The sequence below is a fragment of the Paenibacillus sp. MDV22-iso6 genome (assembly GCF_058408365.1).
The window spans coordinates 236,121-259,782 of sequence record NZ_JBZVDZ010000001.1 but is presented as its reverse complement, the minus strand read 5'-3'; the positions used below and the strand labels follow the sequence as shown (position 1 = coordinate 259,782).

Annotated in this window: 19 protein-coding genes and 2 pseudogenes; 2 read left to right on the top strand and 19 right to left on the bottom strand. The window is 44.9% G+C overall.

Annotated features, from left to right (window positions below; all coding sequences use genetic code 11):
- Positions 1-161: 161 nt before the first annotated feature.
- The 8 genes and pseudogenes from AC4PM4_RS01220 to AC4PM4_RS01185 all read right to left on the bottom strand — a co-directional run bounded on the left by AC4PM4_RS01220 (position 162) and on the right by AC4PM4_RS01185 (position 10,633).
- Positions 162-2,114 (bottom strand): ABC transporter permease, encoded by a 1,953-nt coding sequence (locus AC4PM4_RS01220; protein ID WP_491612505.1) that lies wholly within the window; start codon positions 2,112-2,114, stop codon positions 162-164.
- Positions 2,089-2,859 (bottom strand): ABC transporter ATP-binding protein, encoded by a 771-nt coding sequence (locus AC4PM4_RS01215; RefSeq protein ID WP_072732602.1) that lies wholly within the window; start codon positions 2,857-2,859, stop codon positions 2,089-2,091. Before AC4PM4_RS01215 ends, AC4PM4_RS01220 begins: the two co-directional genes overlap by 26 nt.
- Positions 2,860-3,136: 277 nt before the next feature.
- On the bottom strand, positions 3,137-4,123 hold the full coding sequence (locus tag AC4PM4_RS01210; RefSeq protein ID WP_491612504.1) for a sensor histidine kinase: 987 nt from the start codon (positions 4,121-4,123) through the stop codon (positions 3,137-3,139).
- Complete coding sequence (locus AC4PM4_RS01205) at positions 4,120-4,824, bottom strand: response regulator transcription factor (RefSeq protein WP_090805844.1); 705 nt, start codon at positions 4,822-4,824, stop codon at positions 4,120-4,122. Before AC4PM4_RS01205 ends, AC4PM4_RS01210 begins: the two co-directional genes overlap by 4 nt.
- A 73-nt stretch (positions 4,825-4,897) precedes the next feature.
- Entirely contained in the window at positions 4,898-6,235 is a 1,338-nt protein-coding gene (gene nagZ / locus AC4PM4_RS01200) for a beta-N-acetylhexosaminidase (RefSeq protein ID WP_244552062.1), read from the bottom strand.
- 329 nt (positions 6,236-6,564) lie between these two features.
- Positions 6,565-7,664 (bottom strand): annotated as a pseudogene (locus AC4PM4_RS01195) (NADH:flavin oxidoreductase).
- Positions 7,665-7,987: 323 nt separating this feature from the next.
- Positions 7,988-9,301 (bottom strand): hypothetical protein, encoded by a 1,314-nt coding sequence (locus AC4PM4_RS01190; protein WP_491612503.1) that lies wholly within the window; start codon positions 9,299-9,301, stop codon positions 7,988-7,990.
- 282 nt (positions 9,302-9,583) lie between these two features.
- Complete coding sequence (locus AC4PM4_RS01185) at positions 9,584-10,633, bottom strand: 2,3-butanediol dehydrogenase (protein ID WP_063563450.1); 1,050 nt, start codon at positions 10,631-10,633, stop codon at positions 9,584-9,586.
- Positions 10,634-11,051: 418 nt separating this feature from the next.
- Here AC4PM4_RS01185 and AC4PM4_RS01180 point away from each other — a divergent pair, with 418 nt between their 5' ends.
- Complete coding sequence (locus AC4PM4_RS01180) at positions 11,052-12,089, top strand: LacI family DNA-binding transcriptional regulator (protein WP_063563449.1); 1,038 nt, start codon at positions 11,052-11,054, stop codon at positions 12,087-12,089.
- Between the two features lie 147 nt (positions 12,090-12,236).
- On the opposite strand, the gene AC4PM4_RS01175 is transcribed toward AC4PM4_RS01180, so the two are convergent.
- From AC4PM4_RS01175 to AC4PM4_RS01165, 3 genes are all read right to left on the bottom strand, one after another.
- The gene (locus tag AC4PM4_RS01175; RefSeq protein ID WP_491612502.1) at positions 12,237-13,211 is read right to left on the bottom strand and encodes a D-2-hydroxyacid dehydrogenase family protein; all 975 of its coding nucleotides are present in this window, start codon (positions 13,209-13,211) and stop codon (positions 12,237-12,239) included.
- Positions 13,212-13,402: 191 nt separating this feature from the next.
- A complete protein-coding gene (locus AC4PM4_RS01170) occupies positions 13,403-13,654 on the bottom strand; it encodes a hypothetical protein (protein WP_072732596.1) in 252 nt (83 codons plus the stop codon).
- A 33-nt stretch (positions 13,655-13,687) separates the two neighbouring features.
- A complete protein-coding gene (locus AC4PM4_RS01165) occupies positions 13,688-14,272 on the bottom strand; it encodes a TetR/AcrR family transcriptional regulator (RefSeq protein WP_491612501.1) in 585 nt (194 codons plus the stop codon).
- Between the two features lie 245 nt (positions 14,273-14,517).
- Between AC4PM4_RS01165 and AC4PM4_RS01160 the strand changes: the two genes are divergently transcribed.
- Entirely contained in the window at positions 14,518-15,738 is a 1,221-nt protein-coding gene (locus AC4PM4_RS01160; RefSeq protein ID WP_063563445.1) for an MFS transporter, read from the top strand.
- 6 nt (positions 15,739-15,744) lie between these two features.
- Here AC4PM4_RS01160 and AC4PM4_RS01155 read toward each other — a convergent pair whose 3' ends face one another.
- From AC4PM4_RS01155 to AC4PM4_RS01120, 8 genes and pseudogenes are all read right to left on the bottom strand, one after another.
- Positions 15,745-15,906, bottom strand: coding sequence for a hypothetical protein (locus tag AC4PM4_RS01155; RefSeq protein WP_157258459.1), 162 nt, complete (start codon positions 15,904-15,906; stop codon positions 15,745-15,747).
- Positions 15,907-15,933: 27 nt separating this feature from the next.
- The gene (locus tag AC4PM4_RS01150; RefSeq protein WP_342671810.1) at positions 15,934-16,383 is read right to left on the bottom strand and encodes an SRPBCC family protein; all 450 of its coding nucleotides are present in this window, start codon (positions 16,381-16,383) and stop codon (positions 15,934-15,936) included.
- Between the two features lie 269 nt (positions 16,384-16,652).
- Positions 16,653-17,567 carry a phosphotransferase gene (locus AC4PM4_RS01145; protein ID WP_072732593.1) on the bottom strand — a complete coding sequence of 305 codons (915 nt, stop codon included), beginning with the start codon at positions 17,565-17,567 and terminating at the stop codon, positions 16,653-16,655.
- 107 nt (positions 17,568-17,674) lie between these two features.
- A pseudogene (locus AC4PM4_RS01140) lies at positions 17,675-17,834 on the bottom strand (IS1595 family transposase); the annotation flags it as partial.
- A gap of 330 nt (positions 17,835-18,164) precedes the next feature.
- Positions 18,165-19,268, bottom strand: coding sequence for an HD-GYP domain-containing protein (locus tag AC4PM4_RS01135; protein WP_079694462.1), 1,104 nt, complete (start codon positions 19,266-19,268; stop codon positions 18,165-18,167).
- A gap of 277 nt (positions 19,269-19,545) precedes the next feature.
- Positions 19,546-21,381, bottom strand: a complete 1,836-nt coding sequence (locus tag AC4PM4_RS01130; RefSeq protein WP_063563440.1) for a UbiD family decarboxylase — start codon at positions 21,379-21,381, stop codon at positions 19,546-19,548.
- Between the two features lie 277 nt (positions 21,382-21,658).
- Positions 21,659-22,996 carry a sensor histidine kinase gene (locus AC4PM4_RS01125; protein ID WP_491612499.1) on the bottom strand — a complete coding sequence of 446 codons (1,338 nt, stop codon included), beginning with the start codon at positions 22,994-22,996 and terminating at the stop codon, positions 21,659-21,661.
- On the bottom strand, positions 22,993-23,661 hold the full coding sequence (locus AC4PM4_RS01120; protein ID WP_491612498.1) for a response regulator transcription factor: 669 nt from the start codon (positions 23,659-23,661) through the stop codon (positions 22,993-22,995). The genes AC4PM4_RS01125 and AC4PM4_RS01120 overlap by 4 nt, the downstream gene beginning before the upstream one ends.
- Between the last annotated feature and the right edge of the window lies 1 nt (position 23,662).

Genomic DNA, 23,662 nt, shown 5'->3' with positions numbered 1-23,662 from the left:
AAAGGCTAGGAAACTCAATGGTGATAATGTTTTTAATCATTTCGAGACTCAAGTTAACTAAAATGATACATATTGTATCTATTGAAATAGTACTTTGCTTTGGAGGAAAAAGTCAACAGACACCAAACCTAAGGTCCGGTGTCTGTTCTATTCGATTTATATTAGATCAATTTGGCATACATATGACGCAGATAGCGCCAGCGTACCAGAAGGAAGAACAGAATCTGCATGGATGCAAATACGAGGAAAATGCGCAAAGTATAACCCATAACAGAGAAATCAACCAACTGCTGTAATGCAACAAATGCAACAGAGCTGTGGATAATGGCCAAGGCTATTGGCAGGAAAAACATCAATACCAGTTGTCTGGTTACGATGTTGCGAAGCTCCGGGCGACTCAGTCCCATCTTACCAATCATGCGGTACTGTTCTTCATCCCGTTCCAGATCTGCATATAACCGGAAGTAGGTAAAGCTTGCAGCAAAGGTGAAAAAGACAATGCCAATCAATCCGCTCAGAATAAGGATAATACCATTAGTTTGTTTGGAATTAAGCCAATCCAGCACGAGAGCGCTGATCTCGAAGTACCCCTGACCATCTGAGTCATTTTGAATGGATTCGACCAGATCAGGAGCAAACTTCCGCGTTCCCATCCAATCTGTCACAACAAATTGAGTTTTTTTATCGGGATAATAATTTTCATCAGCCTCGATTTGAATATTAAATTCCTTATTCATCTTGTCGTACAGCTCATTAGATACCACATAAACTTCCCTTTTGAATTCAACAGGGATGACGATATCGGTTGCAGGTGTTGTTAATCTGACCTTTTCCTGAACTTCCCACATACTGATATTTTTCTGAGTTGAACCCTGCCCAGCTTCTGCTCGTAATGTCTTACGACTCGTAAGATTGCCCGGAGTCATAAAGGAATCGTTAACATTCTCGAGAGTTCGCTCTTGGTAACCGAGCGCCTTGGCAAGATGATTATATTCACTTAGTTTGATGATATAGTCCCCTTCGTCATCAAACAGCGGAATATAACTTCCTTTCTGGTACGGAACCTCATTATCAATCAGTGTCTCTTCAATCTTCCTGATGTGCCGTTCTGCGCCAGGTGTATCCCATGAATTTTGGTAGGTAAACGCATATGGATTTGACATCGATGACAATCCCGGATCAGCGATCGCCAGCATCGTGCCAATGCCTGTAAAGGCGGAAGCCGAAATCACACTTACCATAAAAAACATGACCGCATTATCTTTCATTCGATAGGTAAGTTCGGACAGAAATAGCAAATTCGTTTTGCGGAAAAACAAACGCTTATTGCCTTTGAGCGCCCGAATGGCATACACACTAAGTTGGGTGAATAACAAATACGTGCCTGCAATAACCAAAACAACACTACCAAGCAGCAAAGGGAAAGAGTATGTGATCCATACAAAGGCAAATACACCCACATATCCACCCCCAATGAGTATGACGGAGAGAAGTGCTAAAAGACGAGAAGCCTTTGGCTCGGGTTTTGGTTTTTCCTCTGATTTTACAAGGTCAATCAATGACCCTTTTCGCATCAGCAGCGATGAGCTCAGCGCAATCACAACAAACAGCAGCAGAAATGCTCCGACAGTAAGTGCGATTGCTTTTAATGGAAAATAGAATCGGAGACTTTCTTCCACCGCCAGCATCGAACCGCAGATCAACAGGATCAGCTTGGCAAAGATCATTCCTAATCCAACGCCTGCCACAATGGCGGCGAGTCCAATGCACAAGTTTTCCATAAATAACAGTCGGTTCATCTGTTTACGTGTCATGCCAATGATTTGAAATATGCCGAATTCTTTTTTACGCGTCTTTAGAAATGAACCTACGGAATAGAGCAGAAACAGAAACGAAAAGATGAAAATAATGATCTCAGCAATTAAAAACCCCTGATTCGCAAGCATGGTCACTGTCCCACTTGAACCCTTCAGTCCATCCTTCAGATCCGGGTGAAACAAAAGAAGTGCATACGTAAAAAAGATCATGACGGAAAACGTACTGCTCAGAAAATGGGCCAGGTAAATTCGTTTGTTCCGAACAACATTATTAATGGCGAACTGGCGAAAATTCATGTCCTGAGCCTCCCATCAGGGATAATACGTTGATAATTCGTTGATAGAACGTCGATCGGTTATCTCCGTAATGAATCTCGTTGTAAAGACGTCCATCCTTAATAAATACAACCCGGCTGCAATAACTTGCCGCAACAGCGTCATGCGTGACCAGCAACATGGTGGCTCGATCTTCCTGGTTGCGACGTTCCAGCATCTCCATTACATCACGCGCTGCCTTCGAATCGAGATTTCCTGTAGGCTCATCGGCCAGCACCAGCTTGGGAGAATGAATCAGGGCTCGTGCGATTGCTGTCCGCTGGGCTTGACCTCCGGAAATTTCATACGTGCGTTTGTTCAGAAGAGATGCGATGCCGAGCTTCTCTGCGAGTCGATCAACACGTTCATTCATCTCCTCAACCGGTACTCCGTCCAGCGTAAGCGGCAGGACAATATTTTCTTTTACCGTGAGTGTGTTGAGCAGGTTAAACGACTGAAATACGAACCCCAGCTCTCGGCGTCTGAACAAAGCCAGTTCATCGTGATTCAGTTCAAACGGGTTCTTACCTGCAATCTTCAGTTCCCCTGAAGTAGGGTGGTCAATGGTTGAAATCATGTTTAGCAACGTTGTTTTGCCGCTGCCTGATGGACCCATGATGCCAACGAATTCACCCTCCTGAATACTGAGATCAATACCTGACAAGGCTTCGTATGACACGATCCCTTTATAAATTTTGCTAATCTGTTTCACTGAACATATCTCCATAGGTTAATGGCTCCTTTTAGATTTCGGATATGAATTAAACCAAGTTGAACTGAACTTCATCGCAATTCGAGGTCGTTCTCTACTTTCTGATTTCAGTCTATCGAAGTTTCGACCATTCTCCTATGGATTAACCTTTCATCTTCATGACATTATTGTAAGGTTACATGTCTCGTCGCCCTTTGGCGTGTTTCTTCTATGTAGAAAATGAGAAAGACGCCGATCCCCTATCAGGGCACCAGACGTCTTCTCAATTCGTTCCACATTATGCACTTTATATTTAGATTTCAAATGTAATGGTTACCGTTGTCCCTTCTCCCTGAATGGATGTAAGATCAATCCGATGGTTCATTCGTGTCAGGACATCCTTAACAATATACAGTCCCATCCCCGTAGATTCTTTAAAGTGACGCCCATTCTCTCCGGTGAAAAAAGGCTGGTACACTCGGTTGAGATCCGACTTGGGAATACCTACTCCCTGATCCTTCACTTCAAGAATAATGGATCGTGTGGATTCATAAGCCTGGATGGTTACCTTTTGCCCGTTCCCCCCGGAAGAGTACTTGATGGCATTGGATAACAGCTGTACGAGGACAAACCGAATCCACTTTGCATCCGACTGAACCACTAACGCAGAATCAATTTTCATCTCGGGATATACGTGATTGCGAATGAAGAATCGTTTCAGTTCATGGATGGCTTCTTCTCCGGCCGTCTTGAGGGATACGGGCTCCACACTGAAATCCTGTTCAAATGTCTCCAGCCGCGCCATGTACAACACCGTTTCCAGTCCTCGTCTCATCTGGTCTGCTTCCTCTCGAATGCTGATGAAACGGGGGTCCTCATCCTCCTGATCCTCAACCGTCAGTTCAATGACGGACAAAGGTGTTTTCATCTGATGAACCCATTGATTCATAAAAGTTAGATATTCCTGTTGACGCTGTTCCAGACGATGCAGATGCGCATAATAATGACCGTACTGTGAGTCCAGCAGTTCTGACAATGCCTGTGGCAAGGGAGCAGGCTCATTCAATGGAACAAATTCTTTTAGATCATTCATTCGATGGGACATCCGGGAATAAAACATGCGATGGGACAGATACCGATAAATGAGATAGGCTGCGTATAGGACTAACCCCAGAGATACCGCATACGTGGCCGTTAACCAGTGGTCATAGCCGTCGTACCAGAAGACCGCAACCACGGTGAGCAGCACAACGATTACCCAACAAGTCAGTACAATATGTTCTTTGATAAACAACTTCATGAAGGCGACGATGCCTTCCAATTACTGTTGAGTCGATAACCTGAACCTCTTACCGTCTCCAGCGCATCTGTAATTCCCAGCTCAGTCAATCGTTTACGAACGCGGGTCACATTCACGCTAAGTGTATTATCATCCACAAAGGAATCATCCCACAGCTTTTCCAAGATGGTTTCACGACTAACCAGTTTGGGACTGCGACGCAGCAACGTCTCCAGCAAAATGGTTTCTTTCTTGGTCAGTTGTATCTTGCGGTCACCGAGCTCCATCTCCAATCTTTCCAGATAAACAGTTAGTCCATCCAGTTCCACCTTGCGCTCTTCATGACGCGTAGCGTAATCGCCATACACCCGGCGCAGCTGACTTCGAATTTTGGCCATGACAATCTCATGCTCAAACGGCTTCGTAATATAATCGTCCGCACCGTTCTCAAGCGCCATGACCTGATCCATCTTGCCACTTCGGGCCGAGATGAAAATAATCGGACATGTGGAAATGGAACGAATTTGGCGACACCAATAGAACCCATCGTAACTCGGCAAGTTGATATCCAGCAGCACGACATGCGGCTTAATTTGTTCAAACTGCTGAACGACTTGCTCAAAATCCTCAACCGCAACGGCCCTATCACCATATCGCTCGATATGGGATTGAAGAAGACCCGCAATCTTCGGATCATCTTCAATAATCATTATCGTATACATAAAAAGGTCTCACCTCTAACCTGTCGTAATGGAATATGCAATTCTCTTTCCAAAATCATAACACAGGTTGGTACTATCGGGCATCGACCTGCTTGCGCCAATCCACAATGTCAGCGTTCAGCTGCTTCAAATCTCCTGACGGCTGCTCCTCATCGGACAAGTTATACTTCTGTTTCAAAGCCAGAATTCGATATACACTTTCATTAATTCGGGATTCTGAAATCTTCCCTGACTTTACCGCACTCTTCAGCGTATCAAAAATAGTCTTGGCACTCTCATAACTGTGAGCTACTAGCAGAATATCACTTCCTGCCTGAACCGTCGCTACGGCGGCATCGTTCAACTTATAATTTTTCGCGATCGCGCCCATGCTCAGATCATCTGTGATGACCACACCGTCATACTTGAATTTGCCACGCAACTGCTGACCAATAATGACGTCCGACAAGGAGGCGGGATGGTCGGGATCAAGCTTTGGAAACAAAATATGGGCTACCATAACCGCTTCCACTTGTTCCTTCACCGCTGCCTCAAACGGAATCCACTCCAGCTGGGCAAGTTGCTTTTCTGTTTTGTTCACGACAGGCAGATCCAAGTGGGAGTCCACTGACGTGTCTCCATGACCGGGAAAATGCTTCACCACCGGAATAATCCCTTCGTTGCGCAATCCCTTCATCTCGGCTATACCCATTTGGGAGACCAGACTGGCTGAACTCCCAAATGAACGATCCCCAATTACCGGGTTATTCGGATTACTGTTTACATCCAGTACTGGAGCAAAATCGACGTTAAAACCTAACAGCTGAATTTGTCTTGCTAACAATTTGCCCATCGTTTGAGCCAAATCAGCATCCTTCGTCTTGCCCACTTTCCCATTGGAAGGTATAGACTCTACCGTTTCTGGCATTCGACTAACTTTGCCACCCTCCTGATCCACACTCATGAAGATAGGAACCGGATTGGAACGATTGGCATCCTTAATGGATTGTACGAACTTTGCTGTTCCTGGCACGGTCGAGACATTATTTGCATAGAAAATAATCCCTCCCACCTTCTGATTCGTGATCATCTGTTTCGCTTGAGCATCCAAAGTGGTTCCCTGAACACCCGCCAGAATCATTTGTCCGATCTTCTCATCCAAAGACAATTGGTCGAGCTGCTCTTCTACCGGATCCTTCTCTTCCTGTGGAGGCACTGTATTCTGTTGATCATCCTGATCATTCTGATTGTTTGCACCTGTGTTTGAATTCGCATTGGTCTCCGTTCCGGCATTATTGTTATTTTGCTCTGACGAGGAAGGCTTCTGTGACTGCCCACATGCGGATAAGAGCAGCATTATTCCGAATAGCAGGCACAACATTTGAAGCGTGTTTATGTGTTTGTTTTTTAACTTGCGACTATGGATATGCAAGGATGGTCATCCTCCTTAAACGTTGTTGTCATTCAGGCTGAATGCGGTTCAGGCATAACCTTATCATAAGGTGGTTCATTTTCAAAATTAGACGGCTCCAGTATATATTCTTATGATGCAGCCTAAAAACGCAAAAAAATTTCCCTTTTTGGGCTTAAAGTGTGGTACTTCATGGTGTTGTTCCTTAGGGCGTGTGTGATTGGAGGGGATGAGCAAAGGTGTCAGCGGTGGGAAAAAGGGTTTTCTATTGTGAATTTTTCATATGTTGAAATTATTATTATAGGGAGGTGAAAAAGCCGCCTTTCGGCGGCATCAGGTTTGTTTTCAGTTTAGAGTGTTTTCAATGCTTCTGCTGTAAAAGGAACAATTTCGAACAGGCGCCCTTCGCGAACTTTGTTTGGCCATTCCGGATCACTCAGCAGTACACGCCCCAACGCGATCAAGTCAAATTCATTATTTTCCATTTTCTCGTTCAACTGATCCAGATGAGCGTCACCTGTTCCCTGGTTTTCGTTCGCTCTGTCCACGAATTCCGCTTCGAGACCTACCGATCCAACGGAGATCGCCGGCTTGCCACTTATTTTCTGTGTCCGCCTGCAAGATTCAGCTCTGAGCCATCAAATTCCGGCAGCCAGAATCGACGGGTAGAGCAGTGGAAAATATCTACACCTGCAGCCGTGAGGGGTGCAAGGAATTGCTCCAGTTGTTCTGGTGTTTCCACCAGCCGTGCGTCGTAGTTCCCCATTTTCCATTGGGAGAAACGAAGTACGATCGGGAAGTCAGGACCTACTGCAGCGCGACATGCTTCAATAACCTCAACAGCAAAACGCGTGCGCTGTGTCAGATTGCCTCCATATTTATCCGTACGACGATTGGTGTGCTCCCAGAAGAATTGATCAATCAGGTAGCCATGAGCCCCGTGAAGCTCAATACCATCAAAACCGATGCGCTGCGCATCTGCTGCTGCTTGGGCAAACGCCTGGATAAGACCCTTGATCTCGTCCTCTGACAATGGTTCTCTCTCAGGTTCACCTGCCATGCTTATTCCCGATGGGCCTACCGGCTCAGCTTCTGCATTAGGCAGGTCCCCTGAACGGCGGGCTGTACCCACATGCCACAATTGCGGCATGATTTTGCCACCTGCCTCATGGACTGCTTTGACTACATTCGCCCAACCCTGCAATGATTCTTCGCCATGGAACAGCGGAATGCTCGCGCCACTAATGGATGAAGGGTGGTTAATCCCCGTTCCTTCCGTAACAATCAGCCCTACACCTCCGGCTGCTCTGCGACGATAATATTCCACGACCTCTGGTCCGGGTACTCCTTCGGGTGAAAATCCACGAGTCATGGGTGCCATGACGATCCGGTTGGACAGGGTAAGCTTGTCCGAGGTAAATGGTTTAAACAAAGCTGACGGTACATTCATTGTGTAATGCTCCTTTACGATTAGATTGGAAGAAAAGATGTACACTTTCTTGCACATGCTCTTGTATAACTACAACAGAAGTTAATCAGTGAGTTGGTTAAGATATATCACCTTTCTATTTTATAGTTTCTGATTTTTATTTTCAAATTTTCGATTTAAAAGGATTATTAATCTCTTGAACATAAAAATAGAGCAAGCTCGATGTAGCTTCATCTAAGAAGTTCTACGATCTTGGCCTGCTCTGTACAATTAACCTAAACGGCTCTCTCTGTAACCAAAAATGTGGATGAAGCATAGTATATAATCCATAATCTTCCTTACATTTAATTAGAATTAACAGGGATATCATTGCGATTAACTCTGAGTAATTTGCCTGATGAAGTCGATAGAACGTCGGGGTCTGTGCCCAGCCCAAAGTAGAAATCACCTTCGTGTTCTTCAAAAGACTTGGCGTACGTGTCCTGGTTAAAACGGAGGATTTCATTCCATGTGTTCAGATCTGTCGATTGATACACCCGGTTTATATAGAGATTTGCACTTTTGCGAGTGTAGGTAAGCACATAGACTTTCCCTTCTCGAAGCAGTAGATCCGTAGGAAGCGCTTGAGTATCTGGCAAAATGACGCGCGCTGCCTGATTAATGTCGGTCATCACATTCAAGGATTTGGGTAACAGTTGCCCATCATTGAATACCCCTCCGGCAATATAAAGCAGCTTATTGTTAAAATTAATATTTTTCCCTATTTTATTATACGGAACTGTGCCCGTTTGATAGGATAATCCTGGGAGCATTTTGCTACCATAAATGACCACGTCTTTCTTTTCAAGCTTCTCATTAATCTCTAATACATTGGTTTTATCGCCCCAAATTTTATTGGCAGGATACATCATGCCTGATGCATATAATTTGCCCTTGATCTCAAATAACGTATATGCCCTGAAGCCAAACGTATTGATAGTGGCGAATTTTTGCCAACTTTCGCCTTGATCATGAGAGATTAATACGGTAGGTTTCTGCTCGGTACCCAGCGCTGCAAACAGTTTGCCCTGATAGGACGCCAAATCGTATACGTGTACACCTAGCGGCAGATTGCGATACTTTGTCCATACATCTCCATCTAACCGGTAGAAGTTTCCCATATCCCACTGTTCACCATCCGAATCATTTCCGGGAATATACAATTTGTCGTTCAGCACTTTATAAATATCAATCTGTTCCTCATCTACAAATAATTTGGTCGAAGGAACGATGCTCGGATTGCTATTGGTGACGGACTGAGTTATAAATTTGGGATTGGCTGTATCGTAATAAATGACTGGAATAGGACCCGCATTAGGTGAAACACCTAAATTACTGCTGTTCCCATGACCCATATATATTTTCCCTCTGTACAGCTGCAAGTCCCAAACATTATTGGCATACGGTGCTTTCTTAAAAGGTTTTCCAAGCAACTCAATCTTGGACGTCACATCAGCGGATGTGATAGGTGCACTGGACACCTTGGCAAGTGCCCGTTCGGCAGTCGGCTGATGATCGGTTGAAACATTGTTTTTGGGTTTCGAATTACCCATAAGCAGCCAGCCCATGCCTGCAACAATCGTCAAAATCACGGCTGCCCATTTTGTATTGCTCTGCATGTCCGCTTCCTCCTTCATTTTTATGAAATAACACCTTTACATCAAAATGATACAAATTGTATCATTTCATATTATGTAAAACGAAACGTACTTGCAACAAATTCCGCCCGTTCTGTGCAAAAAAAATAGACAATCGCATCCGAAGATGCGTTGTCTATTTGTCATTCATTCATTGTGGTTGCCTACCGCTTGCACATCAGTTCCAGTTGAGTTCCAACCGGGCACGTGTTGCCATCCGCTGACTTCCACTCTATTACTTGGCTTGTGATTCGCTTGGTAAATTTACTCAGCTTTCACCAGAATTTTAACCTGGTTTTTCTCTTTCAGCAGTGCTTCAAATCCATGCTCTACCACTTCATCCAGGCTGATTCGTTTGGTTACCAGCTTGTCTGCCGGGAAGAAACCTTTAGCCATCAAGCTAATCACAGCCGGGAATACGTCACGGTAACCGATAATGCCATTGACCGTACGCTCCTTCATGACAATGGAGTTTGGCAGGATCGGTGCTTCCTGTTCAAAAATGCTGACGATCATCAATTCACCGCCAATACGTGTTGAATCAATCGCTTGTTGCAGCACCCGTGGAACACCGGTTACTTCATAAGCTACATTCACGCCACCTTGGGTGCGTGCATGAATTTCTTCCACTACTTTGTATTGTGTAGGATCAATAACAATAGCGCCAAGTTCTTCCGCTTTGGCTTTACGTTCTTCGGATAATTCCACAACATAAATATCCGATGCACCAGAAGCTTTCAACGCTTCAATAACCAGCAACCCGATTGGACCTGCACCAAAAACAGCCGCAGTGTCGCCAACTTTCAGTTTGCTTTGACGAACAGCATGAAGAGCTACTGCGGAAGGCTCCACCAACGCTCCTTGCTCGTACGAGATGGAATCAGGAATGGCATGAACCATATATTCCTCAGCCGTTACATACTCCGAGAAACCTCCGCCTCCCCCAGCCAGACCCAAGAAACCCATCTGATCGCACAAATTATATTTCCCTTGTTTACAGGCTTCACAATGACCACATGCATAGATCGGTTCCACCACAACGCGGTCACCTGCCTTATAACGTGTCACGCCTTCTCCTACTTCAACGACTTGTCCTGAAAATTCATGCCCCATCACAACAGGTGCTTGTTCCCCTGTTAGCGGATGCGGTGCTTGAGCCGGAATGAAGATCGGGCCAGCAGTGTACTCGTGCAAGTCACTGCCACAGATACCACACCACTCCACTTTTATTTTAACCTTTCCCTGTTCAGGGCGGGGTTCATCAATATTTTCGAGACGCAAATCTTTTACTCCATGCCAACGCAATGCTTTCATTTGTTTCATCTCCCAGATCATAAGTTTTGATATAATCGGAAACGTTTCCGTAAGTTAAATATGTCACATTTTAAATAGGCTGTCAAACATAATTTGTCACACATATGTCTATCTTATGAATTTTACGTCGATAATTCTGGTGTAATAACAGCGTTTTCAATATATCAATCATTTTTTACTCTGTGGCTTTCTGTCCGTTCTCGTGTATATGTTTAATTCAATGGATATAGAATGCGCGATTTTTCTCTATTTATCCATTTGGTTCTTTTGGAAAACCAACAGACATCTCTGTCCTTTCAATCGTATTCACGGGATAGTTATTGGCTCAAATGTTATAATCAAGGTATAGGATTGTCTTTGCATTCGTACATATTTTCAAAATTCGGAATCGTTTCCGATGAAGTGAGGTTAACTAAACGTGAGTAAAGATCAGAAGATTACGATCAAGGACGTTGCAGAACTTGCAGGTGTAGGTATCGCTACCGTCTCCCGAGCCATTAACAATTCCGATGGCATCAGCAACAAAACACGGGATAAAGTCTTGCAGGCCATTGAGGAGCTTGGATTTGTCCCCAATACCTCTGCCCAGAGTTTGAAAATACGGCAGACACATCAGATCGCACTGGTTGTTCCCGACATACGCAATGCTATCATTCCCGAGATCTCTTGGTCTGTTGAACAAACGGCGAAGCAGCATGGGTATCATGTGGTTCAAATCAATACGGCGGGTAATGCACGAACGGAACTGGAAACCATTCGTACGATCAAAAAATTGCATGTGGACGGGCTTATTTTCATGCCTTTGGCATATCCCAAAACATTGCCTGGTTTAATTGATAAAGCTCCCCTTCCCATTTCCATGATCAATTACGGTAAAAAGCTGGACCCTGGTATGAAAGCTGATGTCGTTTCTCTTTCACAGCCTGAAGGGAAATTGGTAATGGAACATCTGATTAAGATTGGACGGACCCGCATTGCATACGCCGGTGCTCCCAAAGACATTATTGAAGAGCGTTATCGGGCTTATGAGCAAGCACTCGGACATGTAGATATCTCGCTTGTTTACTTCGGAGAAGATTTTTCATTGAATACGGGAGCTAATGCAGCGGATTATTTCTATGGACTGACTCACATGCCAGATGCCGTATACGCGATTAACGATATGGTCGCCATCGGACTGGTAAATCGGTTTAAAGAACTCGGCGTTCGTGTCCCTGAAGATATCGCAGTTGTGGGCGTTGATAATAACCAATGGACTACCGTTACGTCTCCGCAGATCAGTTCAGTCTCGATTATGGGCGAAGAAGTGGCCCGACTTGCTACGGAATTGCTGTTAAAACGGATTCGAGAGATGAGCACCACGGATTACGAGCATATTCAATTTGAGCCACGGTTAATTGTGCGCGAGTCCAGCGTTGCCATGATCCGCTCATCTTCACAAGGACCACGCGCATAAGAATGATTGCGAAGACACCGGATTTAATGGACTGTCCAAACCTTCGATAAACACAAAAAGGTGTTCACCAGGAATGAATTTCGTCCTGAGAAACACCTTTTTTTATCTTCATTCACACCCTTTTATCTCAAACCCACCTCCGAGCAATTACTTCTTCGTAAGCAATTGTCTAATCGGTGTTCCTTTCATAAACATCTCAATATCCTCTACGGTATGGTTAAAATAAATGGCATAGTTGCCTTGAGTCACATAACCCAGATGCGGTGTTGCCAGCAGATTGGGCAGAGTACGCAACATATGATTCACAGGAAGAGGTTCCTGTTCATATACGTCTAGACCGGCCCCGGCAATCCACTCATTCTGTAAAGCTTCGACCATCGCCTCTTGATCCACAATGCCTGCACGGGACGTATTGATCAATAAAGCAGTATTTTTCATCCGTTGCAGCTCGGCTCGTCCGATCAGATTACGAGTGCGATCACTGAGCACCAGATGAATGGAAACAATATCGCTTTGTTCCAGCAGCTGTTCCTTCGTCTCTGCCCACTGGACTCCCTGCTCCTCTGCTCTTGTCTGTGTCAAATTCTTACTCCAGGCGATCACGTTCATGCCAAAGGCTTGTGCAATCTCTGCCATCCGGCTGCCAATCTTGCCTAAACCGAGCAATCCCAGTGTCTTTCCGTACAAATCCATGCCCACTGTACTCTGCCAATTCCGATTGGAACGCAGTGCGTTATTTTCAGTTACCAGCTGTCTGGACAGACCCAGTATCAGCGCCCATGTCAGTTCCGTCGGCGGGTTCGAGCTGCCTTCCGTGCCACAGACGATTACTCCACTTTCTTCCGCGGCACGGAGATCAATGGAGGCATTGCGCATGCCGCTTGTAATCAGAAGCTTGAGTTTGGGCAATTGTGTAATCACGGATTCAGGAAATGGTGTACGCTCACGCATCAAGACAATAATTTCAAAATCCTGCAGTTCCTGAACGACCTTCTCTTCTGATCCCAAATAGTTATTGAACGTCTGAACCTCAACTCGATCCAGGATAGGAGTCCAATCCGCTGAAGAAAGGGCTACATTCTGATAATCATCCAATATGGCACAACGCAACTTCGTCTGCATGGTTGAATCTCCTCCTCATATATGTGCATCATCAAACATTCTTTGAACAATGTTACCCGAATATGTAAATCATAGTATACACCCTAATTTAATCTATACCCTATCTGTATTGTATCAACTCAAGCCCTCATCTGCCCAATGTCCTCAGACACAAAAAGAGCAGGAACAGATTCCCGCTTCTCGCTCTCACTTCAGAACAGCTTGAAAAGCAGCGCCGTCATCAGTATGGCCATCGCCACTTGAAGCAAGGACCGTATTTTCCAAAAAATCGTATCTAATTTCGATTGATCATTCTCTGTTAGCGAACCCACAATAGCAATAAAAGCAAGCATGCCAATCACAATCAAACTGAACTCGATGATCCCCATCCCGCCGTATGTCGTCAGCAGCACACCTATAATGTATAAAACGACTAGGTAGATCCTATGAAAATAACGCTCCATATGAACACCCTTTCTAAAAATGGAATCCTTCCCTCATTCCTCAAGCAACGATAACGTAACCTTAATACTCTGCTGCACAAATGAGCGATCCGGCTCCGATTTCATCATCACGGTCAATCCAATCATCGATACAACCAGAGACTTGGACAACGCACTTGCGTCGAAATCATTAGACAGTTCCCCGTTTTCCTGCCCCCGTTCAATCGTCTCCTTGAAAATCGCCCCGAGATACATCTGGTGCTCGCGTGTCAGAACAGCGAATTTGGGGTCATGTGGAGCCAGTTCAACCATCGTATTGATGCAAAAACAGCCGTGACGAGTATCTGTCACATCCCCTTCTGCTCCGATATGTTCAAATAAGGTACGGAAGGCTTCTTTTACAGAGGATGTATGTTGAAGCCTAGATCTGACCTGCCCGGCATGCAAAGTTGTATATCTGCGAAGTGCCGTTTCAAACAATTCCTTTTTGTCACCAAAAGCCGCATAAAGACTGGGACGTTGAATTCCCATGGCTGTTGTCAGATCACTTAGGGACGTCGCCTCAAATCCCTTATCCCAAAAAATCTGCATCGCTGCTTCCAGTGCCTGATCCGTATCAAATTCCCGTTGTCTAACCATGTATTCACCCTCTTTATGTATCGATCAGTATACATCTATTTTAATCTATATCCAATTTCCATGTCAAACCTATCTTTATTTATAAAAGAAAAATCAACCATTCCATTTTATTTCTTGACATCGTGTCAAAGCGTGAAGTATGTTTATTCGGAATCATAATATACTGATCGGTATATTTAAATTCAACCGTGTTCTTACCGCTCCCCCTAACTTACCACATTCGAATACAGAAAGGTGAATCATCCATGCAAAATCCATCTCATCAAGCACATCCCTTCAGCGAAGGACGTCCAGGCATGTCCCGACTTGTCGCGCTGTTATTTGCCCTGTGCAGCGGACTGGCGGTAGCCAACATTTATTATGCCCAGCCTTTGCTCGACTCCATTGCTGACGAGTTTAGAATCTCTCATTCCTCTATTGGAATCGTTATTACCGTAACCCAGATTTGTTACGCCCTCGGATTGTTATTACTGGTCCCACTTGGTGATCTATTGAACCGGCGCAAGCTGATCATGATCCAGATGCTTTTATCCGTAATCGCCCTGGTTACTGTCGGTACCTCATCATCCAGCCAGGTTCTATTCATTGGAATGGCCGCCATCGGGCTGCTTGCCGTGATTACACAAACACTCGTTGCCTTTGCCGCCTCCCTGGCTGTACCTTCAGAACGAGGGCGTATCGTCGGTCTGGTCACAAGCGGAATCGTCATAGGCATATTACTGGCGCGAACCATAGCAGGCACCTTAAACGATTGGATCGGCTGGAGATCAGTCTATCTCTTCTCTGCCAGTCTGACATTACTCGGGATTATCGCACTGTTTCTTGTACTCCCAAAACACGAACCCAAGCGAGAGAAACTCAGCTACACCCAATTAATTGTTTCAGTCATGCAACTGTACCGTGAGTTGCCTATTCTGCGAACACGCGGCGTTCTCGCCATGTTAATTTTCACAGCCTTTAGCACGTTATGGACTTCCATGGTGTTGCCACTTAGCGCTCCACCACTTTCCCTGTCACATACTGCTATTGGAGCCTTTGGTCTCGCGGGAGCTGCTGGTGCCTTGGCTGCTGCACGTGCTGGAAAACTGGCTGATCGGGGATTGGGACAAAAGACGACGGGCGTCGCTCTGGTCATATTGCTTCTATCCTGGCTGCCCATTGGCTATGTTCACCACTCTTTATGGCTGCTTGTAGCTGGGGTAATTATGCTGGACCTTGCCGTTCAGGCCGTACATGTCACCAACCAGAGTCTGATCTATGAAGTTCGACCTGAGGCGCAGAGCCGTTTGACGGGCGCCTACATGATCTTTTATTCAATAGGAAGTGCTACCGGCTCCATTGCGTCTACTCAAGTATACGCATGGGCAGGTTGGACTGGCGTTTGCTGGCTGGGTGCAGGCGTGAGTGCCGCTGCGCTTCTGTTCTGGACCATTGATCGATATATCCATCGGAATTCGGATCAATAAAAGAACTTAATCCAGCTTATTCCATACCACAATAAACAGCGTGGCTAACGGACCAAATAACAGGGAAATCAGAAACCAGTTACGACCACTTCTGTTTTTTCCCTGAGCAAGTCCGGCATTAATAAGGGCAAGTGTGCCCCAACCTACAAAATATTCGTTTTCCATCAACTATCATTTCCTCCTTACAGATCGGCTCTATCTATTCTCTAGTAACGCCTTTAGCTTCAAATTACGGCTCTCCAGGAAAGCCTGCATATACCTCTTGAGTACAATCCGCTCTGCAACCCAACCCAGAACGCCAAGGGGAGCTTCGAATCTCAGTGTGTCCCTCATACAAGTGGTCTGCTCTCCAAGCTTGCTAAAACTGTGTTCATGTCTCATGCTCTTGAAAGCACCTTTCTCCATCTGATCCACAAAGAGATACGGCCGATTGTACGCGGCGATCCGGGAAGTCAGCTTTTGCCTTATCCCGAAATGGCTCGCTTCGAAAGTTACCGTATCGCCTTCACCAATTCTGCCCGTTGTAACACCCGCTACAGCCTGCTCACGGGTATGTTTCCAGACGGTCCGGGTATGAATATCAATGTCCCGCGCATAGTCAAAGCATCGCTCAATGGGCGCATGTATTGTAATCTCGGTTACCACTTCAATCAAGGACGATCACTCCCTTTCTGTTTCCTTTGCCTAAGGCTATGTTAAATTCTAATGTTGATATTTGACCATAAGAAAACCGCATTCGTTGAAAAGGCGGTTTATTGCTATCGTGTCCCGTTAGCGCAAGGACTTACTCTGTTGAATTTCGTGTTCCTCAACATAAAGCGGCATCAGAGAAGGCGGATCGTACCTTATCGCGGCCTTTAAACGACAAAATGGTGCCGATAGCCTAGCCCCACAGCCGAAACGAAATAATGAGTCTAATCCGACAGTGCCCGCATGATGTTGGATTTCGCCTCTACCGCAATCGCTTCATTCCCATCATCGACCGCTTGCATTAAGACCAGTATGGGGATGTATACCGCGATCAGCCGTGCCAGCAGCTTCGTTTCCTCGTCCGCTCCTCCGTACGTTTCAAAAAACACGCCGCGAGCGTAAGGTGGTAAAAAGCTATAAGCAACGCTCAAATCGCAAGCCGGATGGCCTACGCTCAGATCGCCCCAATCAATGATGCCGGAAACGATCCCGTTCTCATTTACAAGCATATTTTTGAAATGAAGATCGCCATGTAGCAGTGCATTCACCGCCTCGACACGGTCCTTTTGCAACCTGCTAATATACGCTTCGATCACACCGGACTCCTCCGGCGACAAGTGTTCAACCACCTTCGATAGAAAGCCCTCCAATTTCACTTTGCGCGATGCTATGTCCGTCAAGTTTCGATGATCTTGCTGAACTCCGCACTTCAGCGCCGCCTGCACCGGAAACTCATGCAATTTCCGCAAAAATTTCGCCAACGTCTCTGCCGATAAAGCCCGGCGTTCTTCCGTCAAACCGATTGGGAAATCTCCTGACACGTAGGCATAGCCAAGAAATGGTGCCGGGTATTCGCCACTTGCTTCGCCATAAAACAACGGTTTCGGATAGGGGATGGTCATATATGCCTCCAGCTTCGGCAGCAGCTTCCCTTCCATACGAATAGAGCCAACTGCAATCTTTCTTCTTGGAAACCGGAACACATACTCGTCACCGATGAGAAAAACCGTATTGTCCCAGCCCCAGCCCAATCGCTTTACTTGCTTCGATGACAGCTGAGGGAATTGTCTGCCGATCAGCGTCCGCGCCTGCTCTTCGTTAACCTCCCACTCCGCATCCCATACATTCGTTCCTCCCATGAATTGTCTGCCTCCTCGTTCCTTACGTTATTTAGATGTTTACATTCCCTGGAATTTACGCATAACTGCCCGTTAGCTTAACAAGAATAAGTAGAAAGCCGAGTCGGTCACAGTAAACAGACACAATTTGACCAACATATTTTTCTTATTCGACGCGGTATTCTCATACTTGCTGTCTAAGTAACGAAACCACGCCAAGTAATTCTGCAAATACTTTGTTGCAACACCATTGATGCGATCCATCCATTCCTTCAAGCGGCTGTGGTAGCTGCTGGTTCGGGACTGCAAAAAGTAGATAAGTTCTCGCTTACCATTATCGTCCAACGTATCAGCAAGCTTTTTCAGTTCGTTTAAATCCATGGGCAAATCATCTCCGAACAGTTATATTGCCCTTATTAAAGAACACTTGTTCGTATTTTTCAAATATCAACAACAAAGTTTAACATACTCTTGCCTAAAAAGGAAGATTAAGGTCTTTGCAAAGTATACTCCTGGTCACCATGAAGAACAATTCAGTGCATGATCTAAATTAAAAACGGGTCCCCTGTTATCTTATAGGAGGCCCGTTTTCTGTATGAATTCATTTGTTATTCAAACTTAGATAATTAATTCATTAATGGCAAGAGTGCGTTCTTTGGACAGATCACGATATTGTTCCGATTCCACCTTGATCAGTGGTTTAAAAATATCGGATGTATTGTTCATGACAATAACACCCCGCTCGCCGTTGCTCAGCAGTACTTGTTTACCAATAAAATTAGGAAGCAGATGCTGCATCAAGGCTTGAACCGGCTTCTCATTCAGTTTGCCGAATCCCATCGCATAAATATCGCGCAAGTTATTGATCAGGTTCGGATTGCTGCTTCCGTGACTGCCGGATCTCATCCCGATGTATATGTCAGCGACTGATACGATCTGTGTATATGGATGAATTTCGTCTTTCTTCAGTTGCATCGGATATCCGGTACCATCCTCCAGTTCATGATGCTGAAGAGCTACCAGCGCTGTAGCCTCATCGGTCATGGAACTTTTGATAATATCATGTCCATAGATCGTGTGACGCTGCAATTCGAGCTGTTCATCTGCGGTTAACGGTTCCACCTTGTTGCGTATCCGATGAGATACCTTGCATTTGCCAATATCGTGAAGATAGCCACCACGACTGATCTGATAACTTTCTTTTTGGGAATAACCAAGCCAGTTAGCTAGGTAAAATGACAACAGTCCAACCTGAATGGAATGTGTGTAGTTATTGACATCATCCCGTTCCAGCATCATCAGGAGATGCACGACATCCTTTTGCTCGTCCAATCCCTCCACCATCGGTTGAAGCGCATCGTCCACCATTGTTGCGTTGAACTTGCCCACAGTCAGCGCTTCGAGAAACGCGGATTGATAATTATGTACAGTTTGTATAAATTGGGATTTCATTTCTTCTTCAGGCGGTTCTTCCTTGGTGCTTGTGCTTGTGCTTGTGCTTGCTCCAGATGCAAATTTTGCTGCAGCAGCAAAGAATTCCGCTTCCGTGATCTCTTCCTCGCGTGGTTCAATATCCACATAGTCTACGCGGTGCTGCATCAGCAAGGTGATATCTTCACTTTTGATCACAGTACCCTGACCCAGAACGTGTAATCCCGCTTCGCTGAATGTATCCGCAGTTAGACGGTCTCCATCTTGCAGGTTCATAATATGGATTCTCAAATCGGTATTCCCCCTGAACAATCATTTATAGTCAACAGTACCCGTTAGATCGGGTCCCAAAAATCCCTATACTACTTTATATCGATAAATACATTCTTTTTCTCCATAGTCCAAACGACCTTAATCGCAAAAGGAAATACGAACGTATAAGACTTTATTCTCAGTCCCATTTTCAAAAAAGTCCCGGTTTGAATTTGTATTTAGATATCTGGCATATCGCTTTACACATATATAACCAAAAAGCCCAAAAAAATCTTTGGGCTTTTATTGAATTCAACTAAATTTTGATTGAACTCAGGCTCGCTCCCTGTACGAAAAAGCGTTCAATCCCTTTCTCAACAGATGGGTCTGGAATTAATGGTGGTGCCTGATGCGGCTTCACTCTGGCATCGATAATGATCTGGTCACAGCCCCAATGTTTATAGTTGTAACTGCTGTTCACACCGTACATATCATGGGACGGATTACTGCGGGTAAATGTCGCCCACAAGAAGTTGCTGAGATTCGCACTCAGGAAAGAACTATCGTCACATAATACAATCATTGGACAAGAAGACAGGTCTCCTTTTTCCTTCAGCATGTCCGTAAATGCCTTCATTTCTTGTTCTGTATCCGCATAACTATTGAATGGCGCACCCTGAATAGCTACAATTCCTGGCATCACCAGCTGCGGATTACTATAACCTCGGATATCCTTCAATGTCTCCGGTACTTCACGGCACAATTCCCGTTTCTTGTCCCCATAGGCTGCAAATACAACCTTACTGCCGCTGTTCAACCCGGTTCCCGAGTAATCCAGCGTATCGATCGTTGTGTTGGTATGGAAATGAATGTCCCGTTGCAGATCCATTCGTTCCAGGATATACGTCAGGAACTCCACTTCTCGGTGCGTATCCAGCGGTTGCTGATCTTCTGCTGTGATAAACAAATACTTCGCCAGACTGAGCTGGCCTGTACCCAGAATACGACTCGCAATCGTCAGCAGCTCTGTTGGCTGTTTTACCGTCTGATAGGGCGTATACCGCTCACTTCCGATCGCGAACAGAAGCGGATGCACTCCTGCTGCATCGACAGCATGGACTTCTTTCACACCGGGAACTTCCTGTTTAATGGCATCACCCGTAATTTCGTGAATCAGATCCCCAAATGCAGTATCCTCTTGCGGAGGACGACCCACCACGGTAAATGGCCAGATCGCATTCGGCTTGGCGTACACTTTATGCACTCTCATTAGTGGGAACGGATGGGTCAGACTGTAATATCCAAGATGATCACCAAACGGTCCTTCAGGCTTCGTCTCGTCCGGGTAAATATCACCCGTGATGACAAAATCGGCGTCATTGCTGATGCAATACCCATCCTTATAGCTGTAACGGAAACGCCGGCCGGCAAGTAGCCCCGCGAAAGTCATCTCACTGAGTCCTTCAGGCAAAGGCATCACTGCAGAAAGTGTATGTGCCGGCGGACCCCCAATGAATATACTCACTTTCAGGGGTTCTCCCTTTTTGACTGCTTTGGCCTGATGAATACCAATTCCGCGATGGATCTGATAATGAAGTCCAATTTCCTTATTCAGTTCATAATCATTACCACTTAGCTGTACCCGATACATGCCCAGATTGGAGTTCATGATGCCTGGCTTGTCTGGGTCTTCCGAATAGACTTGAGGCAGCGTAACGAATGCTCCACCATCCATAGGCCAATGCTTGATCAACGGCAGATCCGAGATTTGAATCTCTTGCGCGGTTACAGGCAAACTGATGGACTTCTGCTTAGGTAGAGCCTGCCACGCGGCAAGACCGGTGCTGATATGCTGAAAAGGCGTCTTGAGTGCCTTCATTGGATCATCCCGGACAGCCATGACACGTTGTACACCTTCAAGCGTTCCACGGAACATGAATTTGCTTCGTTCCAGTGTACCGAACAGGTTCGAAACAGCCTGGAACTTGGAGCCTTTCACATTTTCGAAAAGCAGAGCTGGGCCTTTCGCCTCATGCACTTTCATATGTATCGCTGCCATCTCCAAATGAGGGTCCACTTCTTCCTTCACTCGAATCAAATGTCCATGCTGCTCCAGATCATTAATGCAATCTTCCATATTGCGATATTTCATTGGATGGCTCCATTCTGTATATAATAAATTGTTATGTTCATATATTCACATAGATGTGCAGGGGTAGCGGATAGAATAAAACGTTGAATCTAATTTACTCTCGTCACCATATAAATGGATTGATACTCACATCTCTTCTATCTTATCAAATCATCTGCCACTAAACAAAACAATATATCAGATCTTTCACGCAGTGCTCACCAAAAAGCAATATTTAAGCAACAGGGTCTTGTATTCTAAGGACCAAGATTGCTTCAATATTGCTAATTGAGCTTACTTAAGATGTAGTCGAAGGTCTGGGGATCGTAACCGTAAACTGCGTTCCTTCTCCAACCCTGCTCTCCACATCAATTGTACAATCATGCAATTTCAAAATTTTAATCACGATGGAAAGCCCTAATCCATTGCCTCTAAGAGCACTGCTCCGTGCTTTGTCCACCATATAAAATCGATCGAAAATATACGGAAGGGCCTCCTCGGGTATTCCTTGTCCTGAGTCTCTAATCGATACCTTCACGAATGACGTGGACATCTCGATTTCGATGTGAATGGACCCATCGGTACCCGTATATTTTATCGCATTGTTGATTAAATTCTGCCAGACCTGCTCAAACAAATCTTTATCGACCGTGATCTCGCAAGGCAATAAATCCAATTCAATCCTGATATTTTTGTGCGCCCACTGGGGTTCTGCTAATACGATCGTTCTTCTTAATTGCTCATCTAATTGGAACGTACTGAGATTAAACGGATGGTGCTCCGAGTCCAGCGAGGCTAACCGAAGTAAATTATCACTAAGCCTGGAAAGGCGTAATGTTTCCTCGTATATGATATCCAGATGCTCTTTCTGCTCTTCCAAAGGGATGACACCATCTTGCAGCGCTCTTGTGAATCCTCTAATTGATGTTAGTGGGGACTGCATTTCATGAGAGACATTACTGACAAAATCATCACGCACCGAGTCTATTTTTTGCAACTCACGGGCCATATGATTAAAGCTCTCCATCAGCTCACCAAACTCATCTGGATTATTATGTTTCAACCGGACAGACAGATCGCCTGAAGCCATTTTCTTAGCTGCAGCAGTTAGCCTTTTGATCGGTTTCACAATGTACCCAGACATGAACATGATTAATAAGCTTCCTATGACTAAGACAGTTAATAGCGATATAAATAGTGTACGTTTCACATTATGAAAAATCGATGAAAAATTAATTTTGATCAGGAGCGCATCTTTTTCTTCATTCATCCTGGGAACACCAACAATCGCTGTCTCATCTTTATTGGATAGAATAAACGCTTCCGTGGTATTTTCATCGAATAATTCATGAACTTTATCATCTGGTAGTGAAGCAAGCACTTCACTTTGTTCATTCACGGAGTTTATGTCCAAGCCGTATCGTGCAAAGATATCCAAGCTTGTTTTCACTTTTTCCGGATCATCAATCAGATTTATCATCGTAGCTATGTCTTCGGCAATCGTAACCATAGAATGATTTGGTGTGTTTTCCTGAGATCGCATATTTAATATAAAGGAGAGAATTAAACTGACGATCACAATACCAAAAAAGGTAACTACGATTCGTAGACGCAGGCTTTTCCTCACGATTTTCATACACTCTCCAAACGATATCCAAGTCCTCTTATCGTCGAAATGATCAACTTAGGGATCGGTTCAAGCCGTTCTCGTAACCTTTTGATATGCACATCAACGGTACGCTCATCACCTTCATAATCGATTCCCCATATATCTTCTATAAGCTGTGTACGTGTGAATATTTGCCCTGGCAAACTCGCCAGAGCAAACAACAATTCACATTCCTTCTTTTTCAATTCAACCGTTTGAGCTCCTGCCTCCACTGTCAAATTGCTCAGATCAATCGTTGCACCGCCTATATGAATAACATTCGATGAAATCTTGTTGTATCTCTTCATTAAAGATTTTACACGCAAAATTAACTCCACAGGATCAAAAGGTTTTACTAAATAATCGTCTGACCCTGCATTGAATCCTCTGACTTTATCCTTGGATTCTCCCTTGGCAGTCACCATCAGAATCGGAATATCCATATAAGATCGAATGTCTTCGGTCAGTTCAATACCATCTACTCTTGGCATCATCACATCTACAATCGCTAAATCAATTTTGGTATGAGACAAAATGTTCAGTGCTTCTTGGCCATCCGGCGCTTCCACGACGGAAAACTGATTTTTTTCGAGATAAATTCGGATTAATTTGCGGATATGGAAATCATCATCCACCACAAGAATCGTGTTCATG